Origin of the sequence: Corynebacterium ureicelerivorans, assembly GCF_000747315.1 — a bacterium.
GTDB lineage: Bacteria > Actinomycetota > Actinomycetes > Mycobacteriales > Mycobacteriaceae > Corynebacterium > Corynebacterium mucifaciens.
In genome coordinates this window covers 1,833,316-1,852,301 of the sequence record NZ_CP009215.1, presented here as the reverse complement: position 1 = coordinate 1,852,301, position 18,986 = coordinate 1,833,316, and the positions used below count along the sequence as shown (strand labels likewise).

The following is an 18,986-nucleotide window of genomic DNA, read 5'->3' as shown; positions in this document are numbered from 1 at the left end:
GGTTATGCAGATCCCTTCTTGGTGAGGTTTTCGAGGCTGAACTGGGCAGCACCACCGAGGTAGGCGCCGCGGGTGTCACGCGCTGTCGGCGCAGGCGCGCCGTCAGCGGGTCTGCCGGTTGGTTGATCGGTTGGCAGGTCAGTGCCTGTAGGCCGTGTGGAGGTGTCTTTGCGCACGGCGGCCATCATGTTTTTCACCGCGGTATACGACACAGCACGCCTAGCACCGTCGGTGGACACCAACCGCCTGCAGGCTTCTTCGAGGATTGGCTTGTTGGTGTGTTTGCCCATGCTGAGCACGTTGCGGCACGCTTGGTACGCCTGGGCAGGGATCGCTTTGGCTTCGATGAGCTCGGCAATCACCTGGCGGGTGGCCGGCCCGATCTTGGCGGCTTCGCGCAGGAAGTACTCGCTTGTCCACAACCCACGGGTGTCACCCATGTTCGCCGGGATGTGGTCGGTGTCGGTGACATACACCCCGCGGGCACGTGCGAGTTGGTGGGTGGCCACACGCTGCCCGGCGTCGAAGACGGCGAGACTGTCACCGGTGATACGCACATCCACGGTGCGGCCCACCAGCTGGTTGGGCACCGAGTAATGCGCGTTGTGCACTCTGATGTGGAAGTTCGGCGCGACTTTGGCGCGTTTCCATTCGGTACGCTGCCACGGCGTTTCAGGCAGCGCGGTGAGCACGTCGCGTTCGAACTGATCAAACAATGCGCGCCTGCTCGTCGCATTGCCGCGAAACGGTTCGGCAGCGTTGATCCCATCGACTAGGACGGTGATTTTTGCGTTGAGCTCGTCTATTCCGGCGCACTGGTGGCCATCGAGTGCGTGGATAACGTTCTGGGTGACAATCTTGACTGCAGCTTCAACGCTGGCCTTATCCTTGGGACGTTTCGCCCGAGCCGGCAACGCGGCGGTGTTGTAGTGCTCCAAAAACTCCTCGTAGGTGGAGTTGACCCGGCGATTCCTGTCCGCGGCACTGATCGCATTCGAAGCCGTTGAGGCATTATCCGGCACGATGACCTCGGCAACCCCGCCGAAGTACTCGAACGCGCGGATATGAGCTGCAAGCCACGCGTCCTGGCGCTCATCCGCGCACGCGCAGGCGAACACCATCCCTGAATACGGCAGCGAGGCGACAAAGATACTGACCTTCAAGCCTTGCCCGCCGGTGGGGTCAAACAACCGCATCTTCGTGCCTGCCCAGTCCACCTGCATCGTATGGCCTGGGAGATGGGTGATTCTGGCGGTCAGCCCGGCTGCATCGACGTGTTGAGCCACAAGTTGGCGAAACCGCTCGTAGCTGTAGTACCGCTGGCCTGTGCCCGCAGGCTGTGCGGTGTAGCGGCCCCACAGCACCTGCAGGGTCACCTTGTTGCGCCCGGTGCGCGCCTTGGCGACAGCGTCGAAATCGATCGGGACGAAATCCCCCTGAGCATGGCTGCGCCCGTCGACGAACCAGTCCGCCAGCTCATGATCCGCAACCCCACGAAGTTGCTCACGGGTTGTGATGTTGTGTTCCACCAGCGCATCGCGAGCCTTTTGCACGGTGGTGTGCGAGCACCGCGAACTCGAACAGATTTGACGGACAGACCAGCCTTTGAGCACTTGATCCATTACCGCCCGGTAGTCAGTCACAATCAGACTCCTCTGGTAACGCCGCGTGCCCTGAAGTCACGCGGTCACCAGAATCCTCCCCCGGACTGTTACTGGATGCTCACCAATGCGTTACTCGATACTCACCACGGTGTTACTAGATACGACCGCGCAACAGGGTGCAGTACTTGGAATGCAACACCACGTACCAGGGCCTGATCCCGCGTTTGGAGGCGTCGCTGCTGAGCAAGGAGAAGGAGGGGCTGCAGAAGGCCGCGCGCGAATTCGTGGACCGTGCCGTGGCACGGGTGGATTGCCCCGATTGCGGCGGCACCCGGCTGGCGCAGTACGCGCTGGAATCAAAGATCGACGGCAAGAACATCGCCGAGCTGTGCGCGATGAAGTGGCAGACCTCGCGGAATGGTTCGAGGGTGTGGACGCGCCGGGCGTCGCCTCGCTCGTGGCGTCCATACGCGCGGCGCTGGCGAACTTCACTGCCATTGGGCTTGGCTACATCACGCTGGACCGCCCGAGCTCGACGCTCTCCGGCGGCGAGGCGCAACGCGTGAAGATGATCCGCCACTTGGGCTCGGCACTTTCCGACGTCACGTACGTCTTCGACGAGCCCACCGCGGGCCTGCACGCCGCCGACAATGACCGCCTCAACGGGCTGCTCACCGCACTTCGCGACAAGGGCAACACCGTGCTCGTGGTGGAGCTCGGCCCCGGCGCCGGCACGGATGGCGGCGAGATCGTCTTCGAAGGCACCGTCGACCAGCTGCGCGAGGCCGGCACACGCACGGGAGAGAGCCTGAAGCTGGGCGTCGATGTCAAGGCCGACCCGCGGGAGCCTTCCGGTTGGTTGAAGGTGCGCGGCGCGAGCGAGAACAACCTGGTCGGCATCGACGTGGACATCCCAACCGGGGTGCTCACCGCCGTTACCGGGGTAGCAGGCTCCGGCAAGTCGTCCCTCGTGCGTGCCCTCGAGGCGTCCGCGCTGCTGGAGGACGCAGTGTGGGTGGATCAAGCCCCCATCTCCGGATCGCGGCGCTCCAACCCGGCCATCTACACCGGCGCGCTGGACCCGATCCGCAAGGCGTTTGCCAAAGCGTCGGGCGAGCCGGCCTCTATGTTCTCCCCGAACTCCGACGGCGCCTGCCAACATTGCAATAGCGCAGGCGTGGTCTACGTGGATCTGGGGATGATGCAGGGTGTCGACGTCCCATGCGAGGTCTGCGAGGGCAAACGTTTCGACGACGCGGTGCTGGTGCACACCCTCGGTGGCAAGAACATCGCAGACGTGCTTGCTATGCCCGCCGAGGAAGCACAGCCGTGCCTGAAGGAAAACAAGGTCAATGCTGCAGCGAAGATCTGCGGGCACTTGGTGGACGTGGGGCTCGGCTACGTCACGCTCGGCCAGCCGCTGACCACCCTGTCCGGCGGTGAGCGCCAGCGCCTCAAGCTTGCGGCGAGCCTGAAGAAGCCGGCGCCCGCCTACGTGCTGGACGAACCGACTACCGGTCTGCACCTCACCGACACCGCGCGCCTGGTAGACCTGTCAGACCGGCTGGTGGACGGCGGCGCTACCGTCATCGTCGTCGAGCACAACCTCGCGTTGGTGTCGCGCGCCGACTACGTCATCGACCTAGGCCCATGGGCAGGCTCCGCCGGTGGGCAGGTGGTTGATGCGGGGACGGTGCGCCAGCTCGTCGATAGGCATGAACGCACCGGGCCCGAAACCGGGCGATACCTCTCTACGAGTCTGCGTGAGCGAGCTGCCGGGCAGCCGATTTCGCCCGCATAATAGTCTCCGCGTCCCCCAGGATTGCCGCGCAGACCAGGGCTCCTTCGTAGAGCTCATGGACCGATTCACCGGGCGAGCTGCCCGCGAGGGACTCGAATAGCGCCCGCATCCACAGCTTTTCTTGCCGAATGGCTAATTGTGTTTCCGGGCCGGCGTTGTCTCCGAGTTCGGCCCAGGCGTTGACGAAGCCGCACCCACGGGGATTGTCCGAAACCCATTCGTATGTGAGGTCGAATACCGCTTCCACCGGATCGGCTTGCTTATCGATCGCAGCCCTGACGCGTGCGAGCACCAGCGACTGCCACTTGTGCGCACGAGCAGCAAGATAGGCCCGGATGAGCCCGTCCTTTGAGCCGAAGCGTTGGTACAGGGTGCGTTTTGTCACCCCCGCGCGCTCAACTACCAGATCGAGCCCCGTCGTGGTGATTCCGTGGAGGTAGAACAGCTCGGACGCAGCTTCAAGGATGCGCTGCCCGCCTGGAGTGGTGGTGGGCGGCTGAACGGGGGTGAGGTCTGCCAGCGTGGCCAATGTCCGTCCTTTCAACGAAGTACATTGACAGTATACTGACCGGTATACTTACCTCGGAGCGGTGAAGAAGATTCTTATCGCAATCGCATTCGTCATCTGCTGGAGTTCGGGGTTCGTCGGTTCGCTACTCGCTGGAGATAGCGCGTCTCCCGCGGGCCTGTTGGCGTGGCGCTACCTCGCTACCGCGGCGCTGTTGTGGGTGGTGGTCGCCGGCCTGCGTGTGGCGGGCGGATCAGCGCGGTCGCATGTGCCGCGGTTGACCCGTACCGATGTTGCGCACCAGATTGTCATCGGCGTGCTCTCTCACGCGATCTTCCTCGGTGCGGTGTTCGGAGCATCAGACGTGGGTATAGACCCGGGCGTCACCTCGCTGGTCTGCGCATTGCAGCCCCTGATTGTCGCGGCCTTGAGCGCACGGTTGTGGGGCGACACATTCAACGGCCGGATGGCGGCCGGACTTGGCCTGGGCCTTGTGGCGGTGGGATTGGCTGCCGGCGCTATCGATTTTTCAACGACCGCGCTTGTGGGTCTCCTTCTTCCGCCGGCGGCGTTGCTTGGCCTATCCGCCAGTGCGCTTCTCGAACGCGCGTGGAATCCGCAGGCCAGTATTGTCCAGGCGCTGGCGATACAGACTGCCACAGGAGCCGTGGTGTTTACTGCCGTGGCGTCGTTCACTGGACAGATGGGGGTCCATGTCAACGCGGATTTTGTGTGCGCGATGCTCTGGCTAATCTTCCTTTCTGGCATTGGAGGGTATGCCGCCTACACGGCATGTTTGCGTGTCATTGGCCCCACGAACACGAGCGTGCTGCTCTTTCTCACCCCGCCGGTGACGTCGCTGCGGACGTGGCTCATGTTCGGGCACTCCGTGGGTGTCGGGCAAATGTTTGGAATGCTCTTGGGTCTGTCGGCCGTGGTGCTGACGGTGAGCGGCCAGCGCAAACCAGCACGCTCAGCAACGTAGAAAAGACCACCTGTGCAGCAGATTTGTAGCAGCGTGACGGGTCTGTGTAATGTATCAACTCGTGCAAGCGACAGTGTGAAACGCGCTGGAGCGGGCACGAAACAAGAGAATATGGCCCTGTGGCGCAGTTGGTTAGCGCGCCGCCCTGTCACGGCGGAGGTCGCGGGTTCAAGTCCCGTCAGGGTCGCTGAATTGCTTGGAAAACGAGTAGTTCTGGCCAGATAGCTCAGTCGGTAGAGCACACGCCTGAAAAGTGTGGGGTCGCCAGTTCGATCCTGGCTCTGGCCACACACCTGCGAAACCCCTTCCGCACCAAAGCGGAAGGGGTTTCGCATATAGTCGTCCGCATGTCTGTACAGCCTGAATTTTCCGTGCAAAAAAACGAAGCAGCCGGACAGTACGAGATCCTCGTCGACAACGAGGTTGCTGGCTTCGCCACCTACGCCGACGCGGACGGCGTGCGCGACCTGCCCCACACCGTGGTAGACCCGAAATTCCGTGGCCAGGGGCTGTCCAAGCCGCTGATCCAGGCGGCGCTCGACGATGCGCGCGCGGACGGCCTCAAGGTCACCCCGACGTGCCCTGCGGTGGAGCGCTTCATCGACCAGAACCCGTCCTATCAGGATCTTCTGGCCTAAATGATGTAGCTGCCCGTATCCACGTAGCAGTCCGGGTCCACCAACCGAACGTGCTCGTCCGTCTTGCGGGGGCGGAACTTTGCGGGAATACCAACCGCGATGGAGTTTTCCGGCACGTCCTTGGTCACCACCGCGTTCGCGCCGACGGCGGAGCCGGCACCGATAGTCACCGGCCCTAGCACCTTCGCGCCCGCGCCGATAGTGACGTTGTCCCCGATGGTGGGGTGGCGTTTGGTCTGCGTGAGCACCTGGCCGCCGAGGGTGACCCCGTGGTAGAGCATCACGCCGTCGCCGATCTCTGCGGTCTCACCGATGACGATGCCCATGCCGTGGTCGATAAAGAAGCGGCGGCCGATCGTCGCCCCCGGGTGGATTTCAATGCCGGTGAGGAAGCGGTTGAACTGCGCCAGCATGCGCGCGGGTCCCTTAATATCGCGCTTCCACATGGCGTGGCAGATGCGGTGCACCCAGATGGCGTGCAAGCCCGAATACACGATGGCATTCTCTACGTCGCCGCGAGCGGCCGGATCGTGCTCGCGCGCGTTTTCTAGGTCCTCGCGCACGGTGGAGATAACCTTTGTAGCCAGGGAAAGCATGGGGCGAAGTGTACCTAGATGCCCATTCTGGGCGGGGATAAACATTCCCCCACGCGTCCGGCGTTTGCCGGGGCGTGGGGGAGCGTCAGCTCGTCGATTAGCAGCCGCTAGTCGCGGATGTCCTCGTAGAGCACGGTGGAAACGTAGCGCTCACCGAAGTCGCACGCGATGGTGACGATGGTCTTGCCCTCGTTCTCGGGACGGGCCGCGACCTCCAGGGCCGCCTTGATGTTCGCGCCGGTGGAGATGCCGCCGAGGATCGCGTCCTTGACCGCGAGCTCGCGGGAGGTTGCGATCGCGTCCTCGTTGGTCACGGTGATGATCTCGTCCACGATGTTGCGGTCGAGGGTGCCCGGCACGAAGTTCGCGCCCAGGCCCTGGATCTTGTGCGGGCCAGCCTCGCCCTTGGACAGCATCGGGGACGCCGCCGGCTCAACGGCGATGGCCTTGAAGTCGGGGTTTTGCTCCTTGAGGTACTTGCCCGCGCCGGAGATGGTGCCACCGGTGCCCACGCCGGCCACCAGAATGTCGACCTGGCCGTCGGTGTCGTTCCAGATCTCCGGGCCGGTGGTGGCGTAGTGGATCTTCGGGTTGGCCTCGTTCTCAAACTGGCGGGCCAGGATCGCGCCCTCGTTCTGCTCAACCAGCTCGTTGGCCTTCTCTACGGCGCCCTTCATGCCAGCCGCACCCGGGGTGAGCACGATTTCTGCACCGTAGGCGCGCAGCAGCACGCGGCGCTCGTTGGACATGGTCTCCGGCATGGTGAGGATGACCTTGTAGCCCTTGGCTGCGCCCGCGAGGGCGAGGGCGATGCCGGTGTTGCCGGAGGTCGCCTCGATGATGGTGCCGCCGGGCTTCAGTTCGCCGGAGGCCTCTGCGGCCTCGACGATGGCCTTACCAATGCGATCCTTCACGGAGTTGGCCGGGTTGTAAAACTCCAGCTTTGCCAGCACGCGGGCCTTCGCGCCGTGCGCCTCGGCAATGTCCGTCAGCTCTACCAGCGGAGTGCCGCCGATGAGGTCCAAGACGTTGCTTGCAATCTTTGCCATTGTGATCCCCTCCTGGGGTTTCGTGGATTTTGTCGTTTCCAAGCCAAAGCATACATAGCCTACTAGACTAGGTGGTTCACTTATGCCGTACCGGGTAGTTCATGAGGGTGGTGGTGCCGGGGCTGCTCATCGTCTCGAGCTGTGTCTGCGCAGCGGGGTTAAGTTTGGCTACCCCCGTTCGCGCGATATGCTTGTCCTGTTTCCGAGTCCTGTTCGGCTCCTTGTGTGCCCCCAACGGGTGCACCCGAAAACGGTGGAAGGCGGCACGTATGACGATGGATGCGCAGCGCATCAAGGACGACGATGACGCGATTCGTGCGGCACTGACCGCGTTGAAGACCGCAACCGGTATTCCGGTCGCCATGTACGGCACCCTCTTGGCGGACAACCGGATCCAGATCACGCAGTGGATCGGCCTCCGCACCCCGGCGCTGCAGAACCTGACGATCGCGGAGGGCGCCGGCGTGGGCGGGCGCGTCGTGTCCACGCGCCGGGCGGTGGGCATCGCCGATTACACACGGGCGTCCGTGATTTCCCACGAGTACGACCAGCAGATTCAAGACGAGGGATTGCACTCCATCGTCGCCGTACCGGTGATCGTGCAGCGCGAGATCCGGGGCGTGCTCTACGTGGGCGTGCATTCCCCGGTGCGGCTGGGTGACAAGGTCATCGAAGAGGTGGCCATGACAGCGCGCACCCTCGAGCAGGAGCTTGCGGTCAACATGGCGCTCCGCTCCTCTGACGGCCCAGAAGGCGCGGGGGCGAAGGCTGGCCGCTCGATGAACGGCGCCGAGTGGGAACAGGTGCGTGCGACGCACTCGAAGCTGCGCATGCTGACCAACCGCGTGGAGGACGAGGCGCTGCGCAAGGAACTGGAGCAGCTGTGCGAGCAGCTGGTGTCCCCGGTCACGGTGAAGCAGACCACCAAGCTCTCCGCACGCGAGCTCGACGTCCTCGCGTGCGTGGCGCTCGGCCACACCAACGTCGAGGCCGCCGCCGAGATGGGCATTGGCGCCGAGACCGTCAAGTCCTACCTGCGCAGCGTCATGCGAAAGCTCGGTGCGCACACCCGCTACGAGGCGGTCAACGCGGCCCGCCGCATCGGCGCGCTGCCGTAAGCAGTTGCTTATCGACGTCCCTCACGGTTCTGTACTGTGGCGGACGTGAAAGAACGGTTTTTGGTAACTGGCGGCGCCCGGCTGGCGGGCGAAGTTCGAGTCGACGGCGCTAAGAACAGCGTGCTCAAGCTCATGGCGGCGTCACTGTTGGCCGAAGGCACTACCACACTGCGCAATTGCCCCCAGATCTTGGATGTCCCCCTCATGCGCGACGTTCTGGTCGGCCTGGGGTGCGAGGTGGAGATCGAGGGTGATGTCGTCCGGATTCACACCCCCGCGGTGGTTTCCCCGCATGCGGACTTTGACGCTGTGCGCCAGTTCCGCGCCTCGGTGGCGGTCCTCGGCCCCTTGGTAGCGCGGTGCACGGAGGCATACGTGGCCCTACCGGGTGGCGACGCCATCGGGTCACGTCCCCTCGACATGCACCAGTCTGGCCTGGAGAAACTGGGCGCGACCACCCACATCGAGCACGGGGCCGTGGTCGCCCGGGCTGCGAAGCTCACCGGCGCGTCGATCAAACTGGACTTCCCGTCCGTCGGCGCCACGGAAAACATTGTCACCGCGGCGGTCCTCGCCGATGGCCGGACGGTGTTGGATAACGCTGCGCGCGAGCCCGAGATCGTCGACCTGTGCTCGATGCTCAACGCCATGGGAGCGCGGATCGAGGGCGCGGGTACCTCCCAGATCACGGTCGACGGGGTCGATGCGTTGTCCCCCACAGAGCACACGGTGGTGGGCGACCGCATCGTCGCCGGCACGTGGGCGTATGCGGCGGCCATGACCCAGGGCGATATCACGGTTACCGGCGCGGCCCCCGGCCACCTTCACCTCGCGCTGTCCAAGCTCAAACTGGCGGGCGCAGACGTCGAGACCTATGACAACGGCTTCCGTGTACGCATGGACCAGCGCCCCCGCGCCGTGGACTACCAAACCCTGCCGTACCCCGGATTCCCCACAGACCTACAGCCGATGGCAATCGCGCTGTCCACCGTCGCCGACGGCGTTTCGGTCATTACCGAGAACGTCTTCGAGGCGCGGTTCCGCTTTGTGGACGAGATGCTTCGCCTCGGCGCGGACGCGACGGTTGACGGCCACCACGTGATGCTGCGCGGCGTGGACACGCTCTCTTCCACCGATGTCTGGTCATCCGACATCCGCGCCGGCGCTGGCCTGGTGCTTGCCGGCTTGGTGGCGGAAGGTGAGACCACGGTGCACGGGGTACACCACATCGACCGCGGCTACCCGGCGTTTGTGGAGCAACTCAACGCGCTTGGGGCGCATGTAGAACGCATCTAAAATGCGTTTCTAGCTGGGGATTTGTGTTGTTGCTGGGGTGTGTGTAGCTTATACCAAGTCAGCGAGACCGACAACGCCCCGCTGGAGAGGCCGAGAAGGTGCTCCGGTTTGGGTGGCGGGCAGGAAAACAATCGCTGGTGGATTCCTTCAGTCACTTGGATGCTGGCTCATGTTGTGTGGGTTGGTGTTGGGTGTGCTGGTGTTGTTTGAGAACTCGATAGTGTACCAATGTACTTTTGTTGCGTGGGTGTGTGTCACCCGCCCTTTGTGCACTGTGTGGTGGATGCCTGCTTGTTGGGTGTGTGCCGGTGGTGGCGTGGTTGAATTCCAATAACTAATCGCGTCATCTTTTTTGGTTCAGTGCGTGTTGGGGTGTGGTTGACATGCTTTTTACTCGCGTATTTGTGATCGGCCCTGTTTTGCCCCGTCGGGTTGGGGTCGGTTGTTTTTTGAACCTTGTAATTTTTGGAATTTTTGTGCCAGTTCAGCATCACTGCCTTTTTGGTGTGGTGGTGTTGGGTGGTTTGTTTTTGGTTGGGTTTCGGGCTTTTCACGGCCTTGTTTCTTGCTGAAACTTTTGTGGAGAGTTTGATCCTGGCTCAGGATGAACGCTGGCGGCGTGCTTAACACATGCAAGTCGAACGGAAAGGCCCAAGCTTGCTTGGGTACTCGAGTGGCGAACGGGTGAGTAACACGTGGGTGATCTGCCCTGCACTTCGGGATAAGCCTGGGAAACTGGGTCTAATACTGGATAGGACCACTTCTTGGATGTTGTGGTGGAAAGTTTTTTCGGTGTGGGATGAGCTCGCGGCCTATCAGCTTGTTGGTGGGGTAATGGCCTACCAAGGCGTCGACGGGTAGCCGGCCTGAGAGGGTGTACGGCCACATTGGGACTGAGATACGGCCCAGACTCCTACGGGAGGCAGCAGTGGGGAATATTGCACAATGGGCGCAAGCCTGATGCAGCGACGCCGCGTGGGGGATGACGGCCTTCGGGTTGTAAACTCCTTTCGCTAGGGACGAAGCGTTTTTGTGACGGTACCTGGAGAAGAAGCACCGGCTAACTACGTGCCAGCAGCCGCGGTAATACGTAGGGTGCGAGCGTTGTCCGGAATTACTGGGCGTAAAGAGCTCGTAGGTGGTTTGTCGCGTCGTTTGTGTAAGCCCGCAGCTTAACTGCGGGACTGCAGGCGATACGGGCATAACTTGAGTGCTGTAGGGGAGACTGGAATTCCTGGTGTAGCGGTGGAATGCGCAGATATCAGGAGGAACACCGATGGCGAAGGCAGGTCTCTGGGCAGTAACTGACGCTGAGGAGCGAAAGCATGGGTAGCGAACAGGATTAGATACCCTGGTAGTCCATGCCGTAAACGGTGGGCGCTAGGTGTGAGTCCCTTCCACGGGGTTCGTGCCGTAGCTAACGCATTAAGCGCCCCGCCTGGGGAGTACGGCCGCAAGGCTAAAACTCAAAGGAATTGACGGGGGCCCGCACAAGCGGCGGAGCATGTGGATTAATTCGATGCAACGCGAAGAACCTTACCTGGGCTTGACATACACCAGATCGTCGTAGAGATACGGTTTCCCTTTGTGGTTGGTGTACAGGTGGTGCATGGTTGTCGTCAGCTCGTGTCGTGAGATGTTGGGTTAAGTCCCGCAACGAGCGCAACCCTTGTCTTATGTTGCCAGCACGTTATGGTGGGGACTCGTGAGAGACTGCCGGGGTTAACTCGGAGGAAGGTGGGGATGACGTCAAATCATCATGCCCCTTATGTCCAGGGCTTCACACATGCTACAATGGTCGGTACAACGCGCATGCGAGCCTGTGAGGGTGAGCGAATCGCTGTAAAGCCGGTCGTAGTTCGGATTGGGGTCTGCAACTCGACCCCATGAAGTCGGAGTCGCTAGTAATCGCAGATCAGCAACGCTGCGGTGAATACGTTCCCGGGCCTTGTACACACCGCCCGTCACGTCATGAAAGTTGGTAACACCCGAAGCCAGTGGCCTGTCATGGGAGCTGTCGAAGGTGGGATCGGCGATTGGGACGAAGTCGTAACAAGGTAGCCGTACCGGAAGGTGCGGCTGGATCACCTCCTTTCTAAGGAGTTTTTTTSTGGCTCACAGTTGTGGGCTTTTTTGTGTGGTTGATGTCGCCGAGTGTGCGACTGCCATGAAATATGTTGTGCCGGGTGGACGCACACCTAGTGGTGGTTGGTTGCTTGATCTGGATGGTCAGGTGGCGTACTGCTTAYTGGTGGGTTGTKTGCTGTGTGGTGCTGTGGGTGGGTGATGCGCACCTGTTGCGTGACAGAAGGTTTGTAAGCATTGGTGCACTGTTGGGTGTCTGGGGCAGCACAGGTTTGTGTGTCCTTGTTGGGCCCYTKKYGTGRGCYGGCGGCGGTTGTTTGCTGGTTTGTGTGGGGGTTGTGTTGTGTGAGAACTGTATAGTGGACGCGAGTATCTTTCTTTTTTGTGTTTTGGTGTTATTTACCTTGATTGTTTGTGTGTCCGTGTGTTTTGTTACGGGCGTATGGTGGATGCCTTGGCATGCTGAGCCGATGAAGGACGTGTGAGGCTGCGTTATGCCTCGGGGAGTTGCCAACAAAGCGTTGATCCGAGGATGTCCGAATGGGGAAACCCAGCACCGGTTGTGTGGTGTTACCCGCAGGTGAATTCATAGTCTGTGTGGGGGTTGACGCGGGGAAGTGAAACATCTCAGTACCCGTAGGAGAAGAAAACAATTTGTGATTCCGTGTGTAGTGGCGAGCGATAGCGGATGAGGCTAAACCGTGTGCGTGTRAGACCTGGCAGGGGTTGCGTGTGCGGTGTTGTGGGGTGTGTGCGTGTGCAGGCTGCCACCTGCAGGCATGATTCGCGCGTGTCAGTGGAAGCATCTGGGATGGTGCGCCGGAGAGGGTGATGAGTCCCGTACGTGAAGGCATGTGTGGTTGTGTGGTGCATGTCCCCGAGTAGCAGCGGGCTCGTGGAATCTGCTGTGAATCTGCCGGGACCACCCGGTAAGCCTAAATACTCAGTGTGACCGATAGTGGATTTAAGTACCGTGAGGGAATGGTGAAAAGTACCCCGGGAGGGGAGTGAAAGAGTTCCTGAAACCATGCGCTTACAATCCGTCAGAGCACCGTTWWGTGTGTGATGGCGTGCCTTTTGAAGAATGAGCCTGCGAGTCAGCGGCATGTCGCGAGGTTAACCCGTTTGTGGGGTAGTCGTAGCGAAAGCGAATCCGAATAGGGTGTTTTTAGTGGCATGTCCTGGACCCGAAGCGGGGTGATCTACCCATGGCCAGTGTGAAGCAGCTGTAAGAGGTTGTGGAGGCGCGAACCCACTTAGGTTGAAAACTGAGGGGATGAGCTGTGGGTAGGGGTGAAAGGCCAATCAAACTCCGTGATAGCTGGTTCTCCCCGAAATGCATTTAGGTGCAGCGTGATGTGAGCTTGCCGGAGGTAGAGCTACTGGTTGGTTGAGCGGGACTATCATCTTAGCGACGTCAGCCAAACTCCGAATGCCGGTGAAGTGGTGCATTGCAGTGAGACTGTGGGGGATAAGCTTCATAGTCGAGAGGGAAACAGCCCAGATCGCCGGTTAAGGCCCCTAAGGGTGTGCTAAGTGGAAAAGGATGTGGGATCGCGAAGACAGCCAGGAGGTTGGCTTAGAAGCAGCCATCCTTGAAAGAGTGCGTAATAGCTCACTGGTCGAGTGGTTTCGCGCCGACAATGTAGTGGGGCTCAAGCACACCGCCGAAGCCGCGGCAAGCCTTTTTGGCTTGGGTAGGGGAGCGTCGTGTGTGGGGTGAAGCCGTACTGTAAGGAGCGGTGGACTGCATGCGAGTGAGAATGCAGGCATGAGTAACGAATGGCAAGTGAGAATCTTGCCCGCCGGATGACTAAGGGTTCCTGGGTCAAGTTCGTCTTCCCAGGGTGAGTCGGGTCCTAAGGCGAGGCCGACAGGCGTAGTCGATGGTTAACGGGTTGATATTCCCGTACCCGTATATGCGCGCCCAGTATCGAAGCGGTGATACTAACCACCCTGATCTGCTGACGTTGATCACTCTTTGAGTGGTTGGTTGGTGGTGATGCGTGGGGCCTGATCCGTTGTAGGTCAGTGATGGGGTGACGCAGTGAGGTAGCCGAGCCGCTTATTGGATTGCGGTGCAAGCGTGTGGCACGACAACATTGGTCAAATCCGGTTGTCWTKTGTGTGAGGCGTGATGCGTAGCCCTTKKGTGGGTGATGTTGGTGATCCTGTACTGCCGAGAAAAGCCTCTAGCGATGTGTGTGTACGGCCCGTACCCATAACCGACACAGGTGGTCAGGTAGAAAATACTAAGGCGAGCGGGTGAACTGTGGTTAAGGAACTCGGCAAAATGCCCCCGTAACTTCGGGAGAAGGGGGACCCATGCTGGTCAAGCATGTTTCGTGTGGTAGCTGGTGTGGGTCGCAGAGAAGAGAGGGGAGCGACTGTTTATCAAAAACACAGGTCCGTGCGAAGACGGTTAAGTTGATGTATACGGACTGACGCCTGCCCGGTGCTGGAAGGTTAAGAGGACCTGTTAGGGCTTTTTGGTCCGAAGCGGAGAATTTAAGCCCCAGTAAACGGCGGTGGTAACTATAACCATCCTAAGGTAGCGAAATTCCTTGTCGGGTAAGTTCCGACCTGCACGAATGGCGTAACGACTCCCCTGCTGTCTCAACCACAGGCCCGGTGAAATTGCAGTACGAGTAAAGATGCTCGTTTCGCGCGGCAGGACGAAAAGACCCCGGGACCTTCACTATAGCTTGGTATTGGCATTCGGTGCGGTTTGTGTAGGATAGGTGGGAGACTTWGAAGCRTGCACGCTAGTGTGTGTGGAGTCGTTGTTGAAATACCACTCTGACCGTAGTGGATATCTAACCTTGGCCCATGATCTGGGTTGGGGACAGTGCCTGGTGGGTAGTTTAACTGGGGCGGTTGCCTCCCAAAATGTAACGGAGGCGCCCAAAGGTTCCCTCAGCCTGGTTGGCAATCAGGTGGGTAGAGTGTAAGTGCACAAGGGAGCTTGACTGCGAGACGTACGTGTCGAGCAGGGACGAAAGTCGGGACTAGTGATCCGGCACCTACTTGTGGATGTGGTGTCGCTCAACGGATAAAAGGTACCCCGGGGATAACAGGCTGATCTTCCCCAAGAGTCCATATCGACGGGATGGTTTGGCACCTCGATGTCGGCTCGTCGCATCCTGGGGCTGGAGTAGGTCCCAAGGGTTGGGCTGTTCGCCCATTAAAGCGGCACGCGAGCTGGGTTCAGAACGTCGTGAGACAGTTCGGTCTCTATCCGCCGCGCGCGTTGAAACTTGAAGAAGGCTGTCCCTAGTACGAGAGGACCGGGACGGACGTACCTCTAGTGTGCCAGTTGTTCCGCCAGGGGCATGGCTGGTTGGCTACGTACGGGAGGGATAACCGCTGAAAGCATCTAAGCGGGAAGCCTGTTTTGAGATGAGGTTTCGTTTGAGGTTCCCAGGAGACGACTGGGTTGATAGGCCGGATCTGGAAGCGTAGTAATGCGTGGAGGTGACTGGTACTAATGAGCCGATAAACACCAACACACGACGTGTTGGTAGGTAACACCGCGTAAAACACGATGAAATGTTCTCGCGTCCACTGTGCAGTCGCTGACACAGCACACCACCCACCGCTTGTGGTGGTGGGTTGGCTGACAGTGTGAAGTGCATATGTTCGCTGCGTGTCAGTGTCGTGCATGCCCCTGTGGGTGTGTCGGTGGTTGATGGCGGCGGGGAAACGCCCGGTCCCTTTCCGAACCCGGAAGCTAAGCCCGCCCGCGCTGATGGTACTGCTCCCGGGAGGGAGTGGGAGAGTAGGTTACCGCCGACGCTTAAAAACTTGATATGTTGTGGCACCCGCCACCACACCGTGATGGCCCCGTTTCGGGGTTGGTGTGGTGGCGGGTGCTTTCGCGTGTGCGGGGGGTGTAAGGGTTGACACCGCGCGATACTGGCCTAGGCGGATACCGCGCCGGACGCGTCTTATCGTCAACTTCTACACCAGGGGTCGGAATATCTGGACCGTTGCGTATAGTCCGGTGGGGATATAAAGCGCGCTTCTTGGAGGGTGTGTACGGATGGTCGAAGCAGCAGCCCGGGCGGTTGGTCTGGTGAAGACGTACGGTAGAGGCGATACAGAGGTGCGCGCGCTGGACGGCGTGGACGTCGAATTTGCTCGTCATGAGTTCACTGCAATCATGGGACCGTCTGGTTCGGGGAAGTCGACGTTGATGCACGTGATGGCGGGTTTGGACGGGGCGTCTGGGGGCTCCGCCTACATCGGCGAGACCGATCTTTCGCAGTTGAGCGACAAGGAGCTGACGTCGCTTCGCCGAGATCGACTGGGGTTTATTTTCCAGTCGTTCAACCTCGTGCCCACGCTTACTGCGGCTGAGAATATTTCGCTGCCCACCAACATCGCGGGAGGGAAGGTCGATCCTGAATGGTTTGAGGAGGTAACCCGGCGCCTTGGGCTCACGGAGCGACTCAGCCATCGCCCCGCGGAGCTCTCGGGTGGGCAGCAGCAGCGTGTGGCGTGTGCCCGCGCTCTCGTGTCGCGGCCGGAGTTGATCTTCGGTGATGAGCCGACGGGCAATCTGGACTCGAATGCCTCGCGCGAAGTCTTGGAGATTCTCCGCACGGCGGTTGACCAAGACGGGCAGACGGTCGTGATTGTTACCCATGACGCCCGAGCGGCTTCGTATGCGGACCGGGTGATTTTCCTGCGCGACGGCAACATTGTCGATGAGATGCGGGACCCTGATATGGACTCCATCCTGCGCGTCATGGCGGGCATGGAGGGGTGATGGTAAGCACGCTGGGCAAAGTGTCCCTACGCAATGTCGCTGCCCACAAGCTGCGGCTCGCGCTGACCCTCGTGGCCGTGGTGCTCGGAACGGCGTTCCTGTCGGGTGCGCTGATGTTTACCAGCATGTTGTCGTCGACGTTCGACTCAGCGGTGGGTACAGCGCTTGACGACGTGGATGCTGTGGTGCGCCCCGGTGAGGGCGATAGCGGTATTGCATTGTCTACGTTCGAGGCGATCAGGGCGGACGAGGGGGTATCGCGGGTCAACGTGTTCGCGGATGAACCTGTGGTCGTCGCAAGGCAGGATGAGGTTGCGATTCAAACGCAGCTCGGCACCTCGCGCCTTCTGCCGTACTACGGTGGCGATGATGCGGTAGGCGATGCGCCCTTGCTTGTCAGCGGCTCGGCTCCGACGTCCCTTCGCGACGTCGCGCTTAACGACAATGGTGCGAGATACTACGGCCTCGACATCGGTGAACCGCTCATTGTGGTGGGCGAGGATGGGCGCCACGAGTTCACGCTGACGGGGCTGTACGACGACCCGCTGGCGCAGGAGACGTCGCTGGTGCTGCGCGTCGGCGAGAACGCGTACCGCGAGGCGTTCACGGACGGCGAGTCGGTGCCGGCGCTCACGGTGGATGGGGGACCGGAGGTCGTCGATAGGCTGAAAGCCCAGTTCCCCGACTTGGATGTGCGTTCGGGTACCGAGGTTGCCGAGGAGCTATCGAAGCAGATTCGTGATGCCCTGAGCTTTGTCAGCTACTTTCTGATCGCGTTTGGCCTGGTCGGTCTGCTGGTGGGGACGTTCCTGATCGCCAACACGTTCTCCATGATCGTGGCTCAGCGCACCCGCGAGTTTGCGCTGCTGCGGGCGTTGGGCGCGTCGCGGGGGCAGATTACCCGGTCGGTGGCGCTGGAATCAGCCCTCGTTGGGGTTGTCGGCTCGGCGCTTGGCGTGGCCGGGGGCGTGGGGCTGGTGGCGCTGATCCGGGCAGCCATGGGTGCGTACGGGATGTCGCTGCCAGATTCGGGGACGCTGCTCACAACGCGCGCGGTGGTCGTGCCGCTGGCGGTGGGGACGCTGGTGACGGTGCTCTCCGCGCTTGCGCCTGCACTGCGCGCGGGGCAGGTCAAGCCGGTAGAGGCTATGCGCTCGAGCGAAGCCGCCACGCCGCAACCACTGCGGTGGCGCACGATTGCCGGGCTCATCCTCGTAGCCGTTGGCGTCGCGGCTGCCGGGTACGCGATGTCCTGGTCTTACGGCTCAACGGGCCGGCGGGCGGCGCTGGTCGGTGTGGCGGCTCTGGCCGCGATCACGGGTCTGTTCTTGGCAGGGCCGGCGCTGAGCCTGCCCGTGGTGCCGCCCCTCGGCCGGGCCATCGGTGCGCCGTCCGGTGCAGTGGGCAAGCTCGCATCCACCAACACGCGGCGCAATCCCAGGCGCACGGCAACGACAGCGTTCGCGCTCATGCTCGGTATCGCGCTGGTCACCGTGATCGGCATGCTCGGGGCCTCGATGAAACGTTCCGTGGACAATGTGGCCACCACAGAAGTGAGCGCGGATTTCGTGCTCTCCGGGCCACAAAACGCGGCGTTTTCGCTACCGGCGGACCTACCAGAGCGTCTCAGAGACATCGACGGCGCTGGCGAGACTGTCAGCTACACGCAGGTGCCTGTCACGGTGGATGGCGAATTCGGCTACCGTCTCGGGCCGGTGGGCGTGACCGACGTGCTGCGCGGCGACCCGGCGGACCTCATCGCCCTGGATGTCGTGGAGGGGAGCTCCAGCTTGGACGGCTTCACCGTGATCGCCCCGGCGGCAATCGCGCGCGAACGGGGATGGGAGGTCGGCGACACGTTGGCTGTGGCAGGGCCCACGGGTGAGGCGGTTGAGGCAACCCTCGGCGGGCTGTTCCAGGGGTCCAACATCCTGCAGTCGTTCGTCGTGTCGGACGAGGCGGCCGCGGCCACGGGTGCTCGGGGCTCGGGCCGTGTCCTCATGATCGGGGTGAACAACGACGGCACGGTCGACCAAGCGCAACTGCGGGCGAACCTGGAAGATGCGGTCCGCCACGATATCGTCGTCCAGGTCCGCTCCACCGAAGACATGACCGGGGAGGTCTCCGCCCTGATCGATCAAATGCTGTTTATCCTCTACGCGCTGCTCTCTTTGGCAGTGGTCATCGCCGTCCTTGGCATCGTGAACACGCTGACCCTGTCGGTGATTGAGCGGCGGCAAGAGATCGGCATGCTGCGCGCGGTTGGCACCCAGCGCCCGCAGATTCGCACGATGATCACGCTCGAATCTGTGCAAATGACGGTGTACGGTGCGCTCTTAGGTGTGGTGCTGGGGCTGGGTCTGGGGTGGGCATTTCTCACGGTGCTTGAAGCGAAAGGTCTGACGACGATTGCGGTTCCGTGGCCGCTCATCCTCACCGTCCTCGCAGGGTCGTTCCTGGTTGGCCTGCTTGCCGCGGTGTGGCCGGCCGGCCGGGCCGCGAAGACCCCGCCGCTGGACGCTATCGCGGAGTAGG

The 18,986-nt window shown here is 61.5% G+C and carries 11 protein-coding genes, 2 tRNA genes, 3 rRNA genes and 1 pseudogene; 12 read left to right on the top strand and 5 right to left on the bottom strand.

The window, feature by feature from the left end; genetic code table 11:
• Positions 1 to 2: 2 nt before the first annotated feature.
• On the bottom strand, positions 3 to 1,643 hold the full coding sequence (istA, locus tag CUREI_RS09170) for an IS21 family transposase (RefSeq protein WP_084768122.1): 1,641 nt from the start codon (positions 1,641 to 1,643) through the stop codon (positions 3 to 5).
• 149 nt (positions 1,644 to 1,792) lie between these two features.
• Between istA and CUREI_RS09165 the strand changes: the two are divergent.
• A pseudogene (locus CUREI_RS09165) lies at positions 1,793 to 3,405 on the top strand (ATP-binding cassette domain-containing protein); the annotation flags it as partial.
• Here CUREI_RS09165 and CUREI_RS09160 read toward each other — a convergent pair.
• Positions 3,356 to 3,934 (bottom strand): TetR/AcrR family transcriptional regulator, encoded by a 579-nt coding sequence (locus tag CUREI_RS09160; RefSeq protein ID WP_201773330.1) that lies wholly within the window; start codon positions 3,932 to 3,934, stop codon positions 3,356 to 3,358. The pseudogene CUREI_RS09165 and the gene CUREI_RS09160 overlap by 50 nt on opposite strands.
• 61 nt (positions 3,935 to 3,995) lie before the next feature.
• On the opposite strand from CUREI_RS09160, the gene CUREI_RS09155 reads away from it, so the two are divergent.
• The 4 genes from CUREI_RS09155 (at position 3,996) to CUREI_RS09140 (ending at position 5,536) form a co-directional block, all read left to right on the top strand.
• Positions 3,996 to 4,898, top strand: coding sequence for a DMT family transporter (locus CUREI_RS09155; protein WP_051952315.1), 903 nt, complete (start codon positions 3,996 to 3,998; stop codon positions 4,896 to 4,898).
• A 113-nt stretch (positions 4,899 to 5,011) separates the two neighbouring features.
• Positions 5,012 to 5,085, top strand: a tRNA-Asp gene (locus tag CUREI_RS09150).
• 28 nt (positions 5,086 to 5,113) lie between these two features.
• Positions 5,114 to 5,186: transfer RNA gene (locus CUREI_RS09145), tRNA-Phe, on the top strand.
• 59 nt (positions 5,187 to 5,245) lie between these two features.
• Positions 5,246 to 5,536, top strand: a complete 291-nt coding sequence (locus CUREI_RS09140) for a GNAT family N-acetyltransferase (protein ID WP_051952314.1) — start codon at positions 5,246 to 5,248, stop codon at positions 5,534 to 5,536.
• Here the strand turns inward: CUREI_RS09140 and epsC are convergent.
• Positions 5,533 to 6,132, bottom strand: coding sequence for a serine O-acetyltransferase EpsC (gene epsC, locus CUREI_RS09135; protein ID WP_038612905.1), 600 nt, complete (start codon positions 6,130 to 6,132; stop codon positions 5,533 to 5,535). The two genes, CUREI_RS09140 and epsC, sit on opposite strands and share 4 nt — an antisense overlap.
• Before the next feature lie 107 nt (positions 6,133 to 6,239).
• The gene (cysK, locus tag CUREI_RS09130) at positions 6,240 to 7,181 is read right to left on the bottom strand and encodes a cysteine synthase A (protein WP_038612903.1); all 942 of its coding nucleotides are present in this window, start codon (positions 7,179 to 7,181) and stop codon (positions 6,240 to 6,242) included.
• 275 nt (positions 7,182 to 7,456) lie between these two features.
• On the opposite strand from cysK, the gene ramA reads away from it, so the two are divergent.
• Both ramA and murA read left to right on the top strand, forming a co-directional pair.
• Complete coding sequence (gene ramA / locus CUREI_RS09125) at positions 7,457 to 8,299, top strand: acetate metabolism transcriptional regulator RamA (RefSeq protein WP_038614350.1); 843 nt, start codon at positions 7,457 to 7,459, stop codon at positions 8,297 to 8,299.
• Positions 8,300 to 8,344: 45 nt separating this feature from the next.
• Positions 8,345 to 9,595: a UDP-N-acetylglucosamine 1-carboxyvinyltransferase gene (gene murA, locus CUREI_RS09120; protein ID WP_038614348.1), complete on the top strand. Its 1,251-nt coding sequence runs from the start codon at positions 8,345 to 8,347 to the stop codon at positions 9,593 to 9,595.
• Positions 9,596 to 9,849: 254 nt separating this feature from the next.
• Here the strand turns inward: murA and CUREI_RS12325 are convergent, their stop codons facing one another.
• Positions 9,850 to 10,149: a hypothetical protein gene (locus CUREI_RS12325; protein WP_144242448.1), complete on the bottom strand. Its 300-nt coding sequence runs from the start codon at positions 10,147 to 10,149 to the stop codon at positions 9,850 to 9,852.
• A gap of 22 nt (positions 10,150 to 10,171) precedes the next feature.
• Here CUREI_RS12325 and CUREI_RS09115 point away from each other — a divergent pair.
• The 5 genes from CUREI_RS09115 (at position 10,172) to CUREI_RS09095 (ending at position 18,985) form a co-directional block, all read left to right on the top strand.
• A 16S ribosomal RNA gene (locus tag CUREI_RS09115) occupies positions 10,172 to 11,690 on the top strand.
• Between the two features lie 412 nt (positions 11,691 to 12,102).
• A 23S ribosomal RNA gene (locus CUREI_RS09110) occupies positions 12,103 to 15,189 on the top strand.
• Positions 15,190 to 15,357: 168 nt separating this feature from the next.
• Positions 15,358 to 15,475 (top strand): 5S ribosomal RNA (gene rrf, locus CUREI_RS09105).
• The 16S, 23S and 5S rRNA genes sit together here, the layout of an rRNA operon.
• A 247-nt stretch (positions 15,476 to 15,722) precedes the next feature.
• Positions 15,723 to 16,451 (top strand): ABC transporter ATP-binding protein, encoded by a 729-nt coding sequence (locus tag CUREI_RS09100; RefSeq protein ID WP_038612901.1) that lies wholly within the window; start codon positions 15,723 to 15,725, stop codon positions 16,449 to 16,451.
• 20 nt (positions 16,452 to 16,471) lie between these two features.
• The gene (locus tag CUREI_RS09095) at positions 16,472 to 18,985 is read left to right on the top strand and encodes an ABC transporter permease (protein WP_330216987.1); all 2,514 of its coding nucleotides are present in this window, start codon (positions 16,472 to 16,474) and stop codon (positions 18,983 to 18,985) included.
• The last annotated feature ends 1 nt before the right edge of the window (position 18,986 follow it).